Origin of the sequence: Streptomyces sp. NBC_01381, from assembly GCF_026340305.1 — a bacterium.
Taxonomy (GTDB): domain Bacteria; phylum Actinomycetota; class Actinomycetes; order Streptomycetales; family Streptomycetaceae; genus Streptomyces.
Genome location: NZ_JAPEPI010000002.1, coordinates 2,452,318 through 2,464,264, shown reverse-complemented (window position 1 = coordinate 2,464,264; position 11,947 = coordinate 2,452,318). Strand labels below are relative to the sequence as shown.

Genomic DNA, 11,947 nt, shown 5'->3' with positions numbered 1-11,947 from the left:
TTCGGGGCGCCACTCGCCAAGCAGCCTTGCCGTTTCAGCAAACCGTCGTGCGGAACTTATGGGGCGGTGACCGCCGGTTGCTTCCTGAACGACAGGAGCGTGAACTCCGGGTCGGCGCGCGGGACTTCCTGGTCCGGCAGCTCCGCGAGGCGGGCCGCGAACCCTGCGGTCAGGGGCGAGTCCGGGGCCAGCATGGTGAACCAGCCGCGGTGCAGGTCATCGACGGTGCCGCGCGGCGAGCGCCCCTGGCCGTGCCCGCGGAACCGGGCCCGCCCCTCCCCCGTCAGGCCGTGCGCCGCCGCGTGCGAGCGCACCGTGTCCGCGCGGTCGGGGGCGGTGCGCACCGGACGTCCGGCGAGCACGGCGTCGATGTCGCTGCCCACGTCGTGCGAGGCGGCCTTGTCGACGGTCGTGACATAGACGCCGCCGGGCCGCAGCACCCGCGCGCACTCGGCGACGACCACGGCCGTCTCGTCGGCTCCGGGCAGCAGATGCAGCAGCCAGACCGTGCTCACGGCGTCGAACGAGGCGTCGGGGAAGGGCAGTTGACGGCTGTCCCCGAGCACCACGGATCCCGGGACCCGCGCCGCCGCCATCCGCGCCATGCCGTCCGCCGCGTCCACGCCGGTCACCCGCAGGCCAGGGCGGGAAAGCCGCCGGGTGACCAGGCCCGTGCCGCAGGCCACGTCCAGCAGGGTGCGGGTCCGGGAAGGCACCAGGCCCAGGACCGCTGCGGCAGCGGCCGCGGCGCGTGGCTCACCGCCGCGCGACGCGTCGTAGCGGACTGCTTCCTTGCCGTAGTCCAGCATCGGTATTCAGGCCGCCCCGTGACCCGGCGCCAACTCCTCGACCCTGCGGGCCAGTTCGAAGTCGAGGCCGGTGATCGCGCCGCCCGCGCTGTGGGTGTTCACGGAGAGGGCGACGGAGTTGTAGCCGAGCGTCAGGTCGGAGTGGTGGCCGAGCTCCTCCTGGATCTGCGCGATGTGCACGACCATCGCGGCGGCCGCGAAGTGCGAGCCGAGGCGGTAGGAGCGGGTGATCCGGTCGCCGTCGAGGGACCAGCCGGGAAGTTCGGCGAGCCGTTCCTCGACCTCCTTCTGTGACAGCGGTTCGACAGGCATGGCCGCGCTCCTTCCGGGTCGGGCTCCGGGTCGTACGGCGTACGGTGTACGGCCGCGGGACCGGCGAATGTACGTACGTTTCTCACCCTGCCACAGCACGCGTCCGCCCGCCCTGGCCCCGAGCTCCGCCCGGCCTCGGCGGCGGCCACCGACAGGCCCGGTCGGCCCGTACCCTCCGGAGCGTGTCGGACCCATCGATTACCGTCTGAGTATGACAACTGCCGCGCCCGCACAGGCGAATCCCACGTCCGGAGTCGGCCCCCTCCTGCGCGGCTGGCGCGAGCGGCGCAAGGTCAGCCAGCTGGACCTTGCCCTGCGCGCTGACTCGTCGGCGCGGCACATCAGCTTCATCGAGACGGGCAGGTCACGACCGAGCGAGGAGACCCTGCTGCGTCTCGCCGACCACCTCGACGTGCCGATGCGGGACCGCAACTCCCTGCTCCTGGCGGCCGGTTACGCCCCCCGTTTCCGGCAGACCCCCCTCGACGACCCGTCGATGGGCCCGCTGCGCGAGGGCCTGGAACAGCTCCTGACCGGCTACGAGCCCTATCCGGCCCTGGTCGTCGACGCGACGTACGACGTGATCACGGCCAACCGCAGCCTGGCGATGCTCCTCGAAGGCGTCCCCGAGCATCTCCTGGCGCCGCCCCTGAACGCGATGCGGCTCACCCTCCACCCCGAGGGCCTCGCGCCCCGGATCCGCAATCTGCGGGAGTGGCGGGGGCATCTGCTGCACCAGATGGAACGGCAGATCGCCCTGCAGCGCTCGGACGCGCTGCGCGCGGTGTACGAGGAGGTGGCCGCGTACCCGGTGGCGGATCCGGGGGTGGACGCCTTCGAGGCCGGCACGGACGTGCCCTACTTCGCGCTGCCCCTGCGGGTCGAGCACGACGGGCACGTCCTCTCCTTCATCTCGTCGATCTCCACGTTCAACACCCCCATGGACGTGACGGTCGCCGAGCTGGCCATCGAGACGCTGCTCCCGGCCGACCCGGCGACGGTCAAATACCTGCAGACCCACCAGCCCTAGCGGCCGGGGCCCGCCGCCCGCAGCGCCGCGTACTGCAGCACCGCGAATCCGCCGACCGTCACGGCCTGCAGCAGGGTCCACACGGCCCCCGCCGTACTGGGCGAGAGCCATGCGACGAGCGCGACGACGCTGAGCACCGCCCAGACGGCGTTGGCCTCGACCACCGCCCGGACGGGCAGCGACGGCGGACTCTTGCGGGCGGCGAGGAAGCCGACGGCCGCCCCGTAGACGGTGAGGAAGACGCCGAGTCCGAGCAGCAGCCCGGTGTCGACGCCGAGGAAGCGCCCGAGCGGGCCCGCGGCGACGGCGTACGCGATGCCGTTCGCGGTGGTCACGACCGCGTCCAGGGCGAGGAAGCGGCGCAGCATCGTCTTCGGGTCGGTCGTGCGGGCGAGGGTGGTGAGGGCGTATGTGGACATGACGGGTCGGCCTCCAAGCAAGGGGGGAGAGCGGGGCAAGGAACCCGGGTCCCGGACCGGAGTGCGCCGGACCGGGCCCGGTGACATCACTGTGGCGTGCCCGCGCCGGCCGGTCGATTACGTCCGGGGTAATGCCCGGCCGTCCGCGGACAACCCGTACGGCGGCGGCAGACAGGTGTCCCGTACCACCCGCACCTAGGTTCGTTGAAAGGCAGACCTAGGGAGCTCCAGGGTGACTGAGACGACCGAGCCCGCCGCGGTGCTGCTGCGCGCGGGGAAGTTCTTCCGCCGCGGCACCGCCGCCCCCGACCTGCACAGCGTGGCGCTGACCGGCGGCAGGGACGCGGACGCCTTCTACCGCGACCGGTGGAGCCACGACAAGGTCGTGAACTCGACGCACGGCGTGAACTGCACCGGCTCCTGCCGCTGGAAGGTGTACGTCAAGGACGGCATCATCACCTGGGAGACCCAGCAGACCGACTACCCGTCCGTCGGCCCCGACCGCCCCGAGTACGAGCCCCGCGGCTGCCCCCGCGGCGCGGCCTTCTCCTGGTACACGTACTCCCCCACCCGCGTCCGCTACCCGTATCTGCGCGGCGTCCTCCTGGAGATGTACCGCGAGGCCAAGTCCCGGCTGAAGGATCCGGTCCTCGCGTGGGCGGACATCCAGGACGATCCCGAGCGCCGCCGCGCCTATCAACAGGCGCGCGGCAAGGGCGGGTTGGTGCGAGCCACGTGGGACGAGGCCGTCGAGATCATCGCGGCGGCGCACGTCCACACCATCAAGAAGTACGGCCCCGACCGCGTCGCCGGCTTCTCCCCCATCCCCGCGATGTCGATGGTGTCGCACGCCGCGGGCGCCCGCTTCATGTCGCTGATCGGCGCGCCCATGCTCTCCTTCTACGACTGGTACGCGGACCTTCCCGTGGCCTCGCCGCAGGTCTTCGGCGACCAGACCGACGTACCGGAGTCGGGCGACTGGTGGGACGCCGCGTATCTGATGATGTGGGGCTCGAACGTCCCCGTCACGCGCACCCCCGACGCGCACTGGATGGCCGAGGCGCGTTACCGGGGCCAGAAGGTCGTGGTCGTCGCGCCGGACTACGCCGACAACGCCAAGTTCGCCGACGAGTGGCTGCACCCGCACCCCGGCACGGACGGCGCCCTGGCGATCGCGATGGGGCACGTGATCCTCAAGGAGTTCTTCGTCGACCGGCAGACGGAGTTCTTCACCGACTACGTCCGCAAGTTCACCGACCTGCCGTTCCTGGTGACGCTGACCGAGCGCGACGGTGCGTTCGTCCCTTCGAAGTTCCTGCGCGCCACGGACCTGGGCGAGCGCGGTGAGGGCGGCGACTGGAAGACGGCCGTCCTGGACGAGAACACCGGGCAGCCCGCCGTGCCCAACGGCTCGCTCGGCTTCCGCTGGACCGACTCCGGCAAGGGCAAGTGGAACCTGGAGCTCGGCTCGATCAAGCCGCAGCTCTCCCTGCACGGCTCGGACGTCGCTGCGGGCGTCGAGGTGCTCCTGCCGCGCTTCGACACCGAGGGCGGCACGCACGGCCAGGGCCGCGGCGAGGTCGTCCGCCGCGGCGTGCCCGCCACACGGCTCGGCGGGCAGGACGGGCCGCTGGTCACGACGGTCTTCGACCTGCTGCTCGCGCAGTACGGCGTGGGGCGCGAGGGTCTTCCGGGTGAGTGGCCTTCTTCGTACGAGGATGAAGACGCGCCGGGCACCCCTGCCTGGCAGGAGGCGCACACCTCGGTGCCGGCCGCGAAGGCGGTGAAGATCGCACGGGAGTTCGCGAGGACCGCGGAGCAGTCGCGCGGCCGCTGCATGATCCTGATGGGGGCGGGGACCAACCACTGGTTCCACTCCGAGACGATCTACCGGTCGTTTCTCGCGCTGCTCCAGCTGACCGGCTGCCAGGGCCGCAACGGCGGCGGCTGGGCGCACTATGTCGGCCAGGAGAAGTGCCGTCCCGCGACCGGCTGGGCGACGCTCGCGAGCGGCAACGACTGGAGCAGGCCGCCGCGGCAGATGATCGGCGCCGCGTACTGGTTCCTCAACACCGACCAGTGGCGCTACGACAAGTTCGCGGCGGACGTGCTCGCATCGCCGCTGGGCGAGGGCCGGTTCGCGGGGATGACGGGCGCGGACTGTCTGGCGCTCTCGGCGCGCACCGGCTGGATGCCGTCGTACCCGACGTTCGACCGCAACTCCCTTGAGCTGGGCGAGACTTCGGATGATCCCGTGGCCAACGTGGTCAACGAGCTCAAGGCGGGCTCGCTCAAGTTCGCCTGCGAGGACCCGGACGCACCGGAGAACTGGCCGCGTGTCCTGACCCTGTGGCGCGCCAATCTGCTCGGTTCGTCGGCGAAGGGCGCCGAGTACTTCACGAAGCATCTGCTCGGCACGCACTCCTCGCTGCGGGCGGAGGAGGCAGCCCCGAACGAGCGTCCCTCGACCGTCACTTGGCGGGACGAGGCCCCCGAGGGGAAGCTCGATCTGCTCGTCTCGCTCGACTTCCGGCAGACGTCGTCGACGCTGCTCTCGGACGTGGTCCTGCCGGCGGCCACCTGGTACGAGAAGCACGACCTGTCGACGACCGACATGCACCCGTACGTGCACTCCTTCACCCCGGCCGTCGACCCGCCCTGGCAGGCCCGCACCGACTTCGACACCTTCAAGGCGATCGCGGAACGGCTCAGCGATCTTTCCGTGGACCATCTCGGCGTACGCAAGGACGTCGTCGCCACCGCGCTCCAGCACGACACGCCGGGCGAGACGGCCCAGCCCGGCGGTGTGGTCGTGGACTGGCGCAAGGGCGAGTGCGAGCCGGTGCCGGGGAAGACCATGCCGAACCTGGCGGTCGTGGAGCGCGACTACACGGCGATCGGCGCGAAGTTCGCCTCGCTCGGCCCGCTGGTGGAGAAGCTGGGCCTTCCGGTCAAGGGCATCGCGTTCCAACCCGACCAGGAGGTCGAGGAGTTGAAGGAACGCAACGGCGTCGTGCGCGGCGGACCCGCCGACGGCCGCCCCGCCCTGGACACGGCGATCAAGGCGGCCAACACGATCCTCGCCCTGTCCGGCACGACCAACGGGCGCCTGGCCACCCAGGGCTTCCACACCCTGGAGGCGCGCACGGGCCAGGAGATGGCTCACCTCGCCGCCGAGCACGAGGGCAAGCGCATCACGTACGCCGACACACAGGCGGCGCCGGTGCCGGTGATCACGTCGCCGGAGTGGAGCGGCAGCGAGTCCGGCGGCCGCCGGTACACGGCGTTCACGCTCAACACCGAGCATCTGAAGCCCTGGCACACCCTCACCGGCCGCCAGCACTTCTTCATCGACCACGACTGGATGCACGAGCTCGGCGAGGCACTGCCCGTCTACCGGCCGCCCCTGGACATGAACCGCCTCTTCGGCGAGCCACGCCTGGGCCCGGACGGCGAGAAGGAAGTGACGGTCCGTTACCTCACCCCGCACAACAAGTGGTCGATCCACTCCGAGTACCAGGACAACCTCTTCATGCTGTCGCTGTCGCGCGGCGGCCAGTCCATCTGGATGGCCCCGCAGGACGCGGACGCGATCGGCGTCAAGGACAACGACTGGATCGAGGCGGTCAACCGCAACGGTGTGGTGGTGGCGCGCGCGATCGTCTCGCACCGGATGCCGGCCGGCACGGTCTATATGCACCACGCGCAGGAGCGCACGGTGAACGTCCCCAAGACGGAGACCACCGGCAAGCGCGGCGGCATCCACAACTCCCTGACCCGCCTCATCCTCAAGCCGTCCCATCTCATCGGTGGATACGCGCAGTTGTCGTGGGCCTTCAACTATCTGGGCCCGACGGGCAATCAGCGCGACGAGGTGACGGTGATCCGTCGCCGCAGCCAGGAGGTTCAGTACTCATGACCCGTGACGGAGTCACAAATAGACGCATTATGGCTCAGATCGCGATGGTGATGAACCTCGACAAGTGCATCGGGTGTCACACCTGCTCCGTCACCTGCAAGCAGGCGTGGACCAACCGCGACGGCATGGAGTACGTCTGGTTCAACAACGTCGAAACCCGTCCTGGCCAGGGCTATCCGCGCCGCTACGAGGACCAGGACAAGTGGCGCGGCGGCTGGGAGCTGAACAAGCGGGGCGCCCTGAAGCTGAAGAACGGCGGCCGGATCAAATCCCTCCTGGAGATCTTCTCCAACCCCAAGCTGCCGGAGATCAAGGACTACTACGAGCCCTGGACGTACGAGTACAAGAACCTCACCGACGCCCCGCTGGGCGACGACTACCCGGTCGCCGAGCCGCGCTCCCTGATCAGCGGCAAACCCATGAAGATCGAGTGGTCGTCGAACTGGGACGACAACCTCGGCGGCGCGACGCAGTACGGCGACCTCGACCCCATGGTGGAGAAGACCCGTCAACAGGCCGCCGACAAGGTGAAGTTCGCCTTCGAGCAGACCTTCATGTTCTATCTGCCGCGCATCTGCGAGCACTGCCTCAACCCGGCGTGCGTGGCGTCCTGCCCGTCCGGCGCGATGTACAAGCGCGAGGAGGACGGCATCGTCCTCGTCGACCAGGACAGTTGCCGGGGCTGGCGCAAGTGCGTGACCGGCTGCCCGTACAAGAAGGTGTACTTCAACCACCGCACCGGCAAGGCCGAGAAGTGCACGCTGTGCTACCCGCGCCTGGAGGTGGGGCTGCCCACCGTCTGCTCGGAGACCTGCGTGGGCCGGCTCCGCTACCTCGGAGTGATTCTGTACGACGCGGACAAGGTGACGGCGGCGGCGTCCGAGCCCGACGAACACAAGCTGTACGAGGCGCAGTTGGGCGTCTTCCTCGACCCGGACGACCCGGATGTGCGCCGGGACGCCGAGCGGGCAGGGATCTCGTACGAGTGGATCGAGGCGGCGCGGCGCTCCCCCGTGCACGCGCTGATCAGCAAGTACAAGGTGGCGCTTCCGCTGCATCCGGAGTACCGGACGATGCCGATGGTCTGGTACATCCCGCCGCTCTCTCCGGTGGTGGACGCGCTCAGCGAGACCGGCCACGACGGCGAGGACCTGGACAATCTCTTCGGGGCGATCGACACGCTGCGCATTCCGCTCGAATACCTGGCGGAGATCTTCACGGCCGGTGACGTCGGCCCGGTGCGGGCCTCCCTTGAGAAGCTCGCCGCGATGCGGGCGCACATGCGGGCCATCAACCTCGGGGCGCGGCCCGAGAGTTCGGTCGCCGAGGCGGTGGGCATGAAGGGCCCGGAGATCGAGGAGATGTACCGGCTGCTCGCCATCGCCAAGTACGAGGACCGCTATGTCATCCCGACCGCGGCCGTCGGGGACGCGCAGCGTCTGGAGGAGTCGGCGCTCCCGGACTCCTGCAGCCTCGACTACGAGGAAGGACCCGGCATGGGCAGCGACGGGCCGTTCGGCCAGGACTCGGGCCGCAAACAGCTGCCGCTGGTCACCATCGAGAACTTCCACGCGCTGCGCAGCCGGCAGACCGCCGACGAACAGCCCACCGCCGCCCGGGAGGACGAGCTGTGAGGAACGACCACGCCGTGCTCTACCAGGCCGCGGCGCACTGCCTCGCCTATCCGGACGCCGAGTTCCACGAGCGGCTGCCCCTGCTGACGGCGGCCGCGCCCCCGGCGCTCGGCGGCTTCCTCGCGCACGCGGCCGCCACGGACCCGCGCGAGCTCGCGGCGCACTACGTCCAGGTCTTCGACTTCAAGAACCGGCACAGCCTGTACCTGAGCTGGTGGCGCGACGGCGACACCCGGCGGCGCGGCATGTCCCTTGTGCGCTTCAAGGAGGTCTACCGCGCGCACGGCATGGAGTTCACCGGCGAGGAGCTGCCGGACTTCCTGCCCGCCGTCCTGGAGTTCTCCGCGCACGCGGGCCCGCTGCTCCTGGATGACCACCGCAGCGGTCTTGAGCTGCTGCGGCTCGCGCTGAGCGACTTCGGCACGCCGTACGCGGAGGTCGTCGAGGCGGTGTGCGCGACGCTGCCCGGGCCCTCGCCCAAGGACCGCGCCGAGGCGCTCGCGCTCGCCCGCTCCGGGCCGCCCCGCGAGGACGTCGGCCTGGAACCCTTCGCACTCATCGGGGAGCGAACCTCATGAAGACCCTGCTGTGGGGCGTGCTCCCCTACGTCGCGTTCGTCCTGCTCGTCGCGGGGATCGTCTGGCGCTACCGCTACGACAAGTTCGGCTGGACGACGCGTTCTTCACAGGTGTACGAGTCGAAGCTCCTGAACGTCGCGTCGCCGATGTTCCACTACGGCATCCTCTTCGTGCTGGTGGGCCATCTGGTCGGCCTGTTCGTCCCCGAGTCGTGGACGGAGAAGGTGGGCGTCAAGGAGCACACGTACCACCTGTTCTCGCTGTACGGAGGTACCGCGGCCGGGATCATGCTCGTGCTCGGCATGCTGCTGCTCCTGTACCGGCGGCGTACGAATGCTCCGGTGTTCCGGGCGACCACCTCCAACGACAAGCTGATGTATCTGGTGCTGCTCGGGGCGATCGTGCTCGGCATGGTGGCCAAGCTGACGCACGCGTCGGGCGACGGCTACAACTACCGCGAGTCGATTGCGCCTTGGGCCCGCAGTCTCTTCACGCTGCAGCCGGACACGGGGCTGATGGCGGGGGTTCCGGTGCTGTACCAGATCCACGCGTTGGTCGGGATGGCTCTGATCGCCCTGGTCCCGTTCACCCGTCTCATCCATATGTTCAGCGCGCCGGTGCAGTATCTGTTCCGGCCGTATGTGGTGTACCGGAGCAGGGATCCGCGGCGGGTGGGGGCGCGGCCGGAGCGGCGGGGCTGGGAGAAGACGGGTTCTTGATCCCCAACCCCGCCCCGAAAGTTGAGCCCGTCCGGCGATTGAGGACGAACTCGGCGAAGCCGGTGATCAGCGGCTCCCTTGCTCCGGCCCGCTCTCCTTCCCTTCCTCGTCCACAATCTCCGCTTCCACCACGCCCTCCTCGGCAGCGGGACCTGCACCCCCCTGGTCCTGGGCGCCCCCGCCCGCATACATCGCTTGACCCATCTTCTGGCTCACCGTGGCCAGTTTCTCCGCAGCGGTGCGGATCGCCGCGGCGTCGCCGCCGTCGAGGACGGACTTCACCTCGGCTGCCGCCGACTCCACCTCCGCCCTGGTCTCCGCGGGGATCCGTTCCTCGTTCTCCCTGACGAACCGCTCCGTCTGGTACACGAGTTGCTCCGCCTGGTTGCGCGTCTCCGCCGCCTCCCTGCGCTTGCGGTCCTCCTCCGCGTGTTCCTCCGCCTCCCTGACCATGCGGTTGATGTCGTCCTTGGGCAGGGCGGAGCCGCCGGTCACCGTCATGCGCTGCTCGCGGCCCGTCGCCTCGTCCTTCGCGGAGACATGCATGATTCCGTTGGCGTCGATGTCGAAGGTGACCTCGATCTTGGGGACACCGCGCGGGGCGGGCGGCAGGCCCGTCAGGTCGAAGACGCCCAGCTTCTTGTTGTACGCGGCGATCTCCCGCTCCCCCTGGAAGACCTGGATGCCGACCGAGGGCTGGTTGTCCTCGGCGGTGGAGAAGGTCTCCGAACGGCGGGTGGGAATGGTCGTGTTGCGTTCGATGAGCTTCGTCATGATGCCGCCCTTGGTCTCGATGCCGAGGGACAGCGGCGTCACGTCCAGGAGGAGTACGTCCTTCACGTCACCGCGGATCACCCCCGCCTGGAGGGTCGCGCCGAGCGCCACCACCTCGTCGGGGTTGACCCCCTTGTGCGGCTCGCGCCCCGTGAGTTCCTTGACCAGCTCCGTCACCGCAGGCATCCGCGTCGAACCGCCGACCAGGATCACATGGTCGACGGCGGACAGCTTCACGCCCGCGTCCTTCACCGCCTGGTGGAAGGGACCCCGGCAGCGTTCGAGCAAGTCGGCGGTCAGCTCCTGGAACTGAGCGCGGGTCAGCTTCTCCGCCAGATGCAGCGGGCCGTCCGCCGACGCCGTCACGTACGGAAGGTTGATGTCCGTCTCGCTCGACGAGGAGAGTTCGATCTTCGCCTTCTCGGCGCCCTCGCGCAGCCGTTGCACCGCCATCTTGTCCTTGCCGAGGTCCACGCCGTGCGCGTTCTTGAACTGCCGCACCAGGTGTTCGACGATCCGCTGGTCCCAGTCGTCGCCGCCCAGCTGGGTGTCGCCGTTGGTGGCCTTCACCTCGATGACGCCGTCGCCCATCTCCAGGAGCGATACGTCGAACGTGCCGCCGCCCAGGTCGAAGACGAGGACGGTCTGGTCGTCGCCCTTGTCGAGGCCGTAGGCGAGGGCGGCCGCCGTCGGTTCGTTGATGATGCGAAGCACCTTCAGGCCCGCGATCTCCCCGGCCTCCTTGGTGGCCTGGCGCTGGGCGTCGTCGAAGTGCGCGGGGACGGTGACGACCGCGTCGGTGACGTCCTCGCCGAGATAGGACTCGGCGTCGCGCTTCAGCTTCTGCAGGACGCGGGCGGAGAGCTCCTGCGCGGTGTACCGGGTGCCGTCCACGGCCCCGCTCTCGGGAAAGCGCCAACTCCCGTCGCCCATATGGCGTTTGACGGAGCGTGCGGTGCGCTCCACATTGGTGACCGCCTGCCGCTTGGCGACCTCTCCGACCAGGACGTCGCCGTTCTTCGCGAAGGCGATGACGGAGGGCGTGGTGCGCGCGCCTTCCGCGTTGGCGACGACCGTGGGATCACCGCCCTCCAGAACCGCCACCACCGAATTGGTCGTACCGAGGTCGATCCCGACTGCACGTGCCATGTCCAGTCCCCTTCCACCGCGAGCCCGTTCCCGGCGTACTCCGCCCTCCATCACAAAACTTGAGCGTCGTCTTGTCAATGCCGCGTCAGCGGGTACGGGCGGGTACGACTGTGCCGCCGCCCCCGAAGGGACGGCGGCACAGTCGGTTGCGCGCGGGCGTGCGCCGGCGTCAGGCCAGCTTCGCCGTCAGCGTGATCGGCGTGGCCTTCAGCGCCTGGCTCACCGGGCAGTTGACCTTGGCGTCCTCTGCGGCCGCGAGGAAGTCGGCCTCGTCCATGCCCGGCACGGTGCCCTCGACGGTGAGGTGGATGCCGGTGATGCCGGTGCCGGGCTGGAACGTCACGTCGGCCGACGTGACCAGGCGGGTCGGCGGGGTGCCCGCCTTGTCCAGGCCGTTGGAGAAGGCCATGGAGAAGCAGCTGGAGTGCGCGGCGGCGATCAGCTCTTCCGGGCTGGTCTTGCCGTTCGCCTGCTCGGCGCGGGACGGCCAGGACACCGCCTGCTCCCCGATCCCGGAGGAGTCGAAGGTGACGGTGCCGGAGCCCTGGAGCAGGTTGCCTTCCCAGACCGTGTGCGCGGAGCGCGTGGTAGCCACGATGGAGAT

The 11,947-nt window shown here is 69.7% G+C and carries 10 protein-coding genes; 5 read left to right on the top strand and 5 right to left on the bottom strand.

The window, feature by feature from the left end; genetic code table 11:
- Positions 1-56: 56 nt before the first annotated feature.
- Both OG453_RS32630 and OG453_RS32625 read right to left on the bottom strand, forming a co-directional pair.
- Positions 57-809, bottom strand: a complete 753-nt coding sequence (locus OG453_RS32630; protein ID WP_266872150.1) for a class I SAM-dependent methyltransferase — start codon at positions 807-809, stop codon at positions 57-59.
- A 6-nt stretch (positions 810-815) separates the two neighbouring features.
- A complete protein-coding gene (locus OG453_RS32625; protein ID WP_266872149.1) occupies positions 816-1,121 on the bottom strand; it encodes a 4a-hydroxytetrahydrobiopterin dehydratase in 306 nt (101 codons plus the stop codon).
- A gap of 211 nt (positions 1,122-1,332) precedes the next feature.
- Between OG453_RS32625 and OG453_RS32620 the strand changes: the two genes are divergently transcribed.
- Entirely contained in the window at positions 1,333-2,151 is an 819-nt protein-coding gene (locus tag OG453_RS32620) for a helix-turn-helix domain-containing protein (RefSeq protein ID WP_266872148.1), read from the top strand.
- On the opposite strand, the gene OG453_RS32615 is transcribed toward OG453_RS32620, so the two are convergent.
- Positions 2,148-2,570: a hypothetical protein gene (locus tag OG453_RS32615; RefSeq protein WP_266872147.1), complete on the bottom strand. Its 423-nt coding sequence runs from the start codon at positions 2,568-2,570 to the stop codon at positions 2,148-2,150. The genes OG453_RS32620 and OG453_RS32615 overlap by 4 nt on opposite strands.
- Before the next feature lie 232 nt (positions 2,571-2,802).
- On the opposite strand from OG453_RS32615, the gene OG453_RS32610 reads away from it, so the two are divergent.
- The 4 genes from OG453_RS32610 to narI are packed head-to-tail and all read left to right on the top strand — an operon-like array spanning position 2,803 to position 9,420.
- The gene (locus OG453_RS32610) at positions 2,803-6,489 is read left to right on the top strand and encodes a nitrate reductase subunit alpha (RefSeq protein ID WP_266872146.1); all 3,687 of its coding nucleotides are present in this window, start codon (positions 2,803-2,805) and stop codon (positions 6,487-6,489) included.
- Between the two features lie 29 nt (positions 6,490-6,518).
- Positions 6,519-8,123 carry a nitrate reductase subunit beta gene (gene narH / locus OG453_RS32605; RefSeq protein ID WP_266872145.1) on the top strand — a complete coding sequence of 535 codons (1,605 nt, stop codon included), beginning with the start codon at positions 6,519-6,521 and terminating at the stop codon, positions 8,121-8,123.
- Positions 8,120-8,701: a nitrate reductase molybdenum cofactor assembly chaperone gene (narJ, locus tag OG453_RS32600; protein ID WP_266872144.1), complete on the top strand. Its 582-nt coding sequence runs from the start codon at positions 8,120-8,122 to the stop codon at positions 8,699-8,701. Before narH ends, narJ begins: the two co-directional genes overlap by 4 nt.
- Positions 8,698-9,420 (top strand): respiratory nitrate reductase subunit gamma, encoded by a 723-nt coding sequence (narI, locus tag OG453_RS32595; protein WP_266872143.1) that lies wholly within the window; start codon positions 8,698-8,700, stop codon positions 9,418-9,420. Before narJ ends, narI begins: the two co-directional genes overlap by 4 nt.
- Before the next feature lie 66 nt (positions 9,421-9,486).
- On the opposite strand, the gene dnaK is transcribed toward narI, so the two are convergent.
- Both dnaK and OG453_RS32585 read right to left on the bottom strand, forming a co-directional pair.
- Positions 9,487-11,343, bottom strand: a complete 1,857-nt coding sequence (dnaK, locus tag OG453_RS32590; RefSeq protein ID WP_266872142.1) for a molecular chaperone DnaK — start codon at positions 11,341-11,343, stop codon at positions 9,487-9,489.
- Between the two features lie 169 nt (positions 11,344-11,512).
- Positions 11,513-11,938: an OsmC family protein gene (locus OG453_RS32585; protein ID WP_266872141.1), complete on the bottom strand. Its 426-nt coding sequence runs from the start codon at positions 11,936-11,938 to the stop codon at positions 11,513-11,515.
- Positions 11,939-11,947: the final 9 nt, after the last annotated feature.

Coding starts and splice junctions, on each gene's coding strand:
- OG453_RS32630 (WP_266872150.1), bottom strand. CDS start 809: ATGCTGGACTACGGCAAGGAAGCAGTCCGCTACGACGCGTCGCGCGGC.
- OG453_RS32625 (WP_266872149.1), bottom strand. CDS start 1,121: ATGCCTGTCGAACCGCTGTCACAGAAGGAGGTCGAGGAACGGCTCGCC.
- OG453_RS32620 (WP_266872148.1), top strand. CDS start 1,333: ATGACAACTGCCGCGCCCGCACAGGCGAATCCCACGTCCGGAGTCGGC.
- OG453_RS32615 (WP_266872147.1), bottom strand. CDS start 2,570: ATGTCCACATACGCCCTCACCACCCTCGCCCGCACGACCGACCCGAAG.
- narH (WP_266872145.1), top strand. CDS start 6,519: ATGGCTCAGATCGCGATGGTGATGAACCTCGACAAGTGCATCGGGTGT.
- narI (WP_266872143.1), top strand. CDS start 8,698: ATGAAGACCCTGCTGTGGGGCGTGCTCCCCTACGTCGCGTTCGTCCTG.
- dnaK (WP_266872142.1), bottom strand. CDS start 11,343: ATGGCACGTGCAGTCGGGATCGACCTCGGTACGACCAATTCGGTGGTG.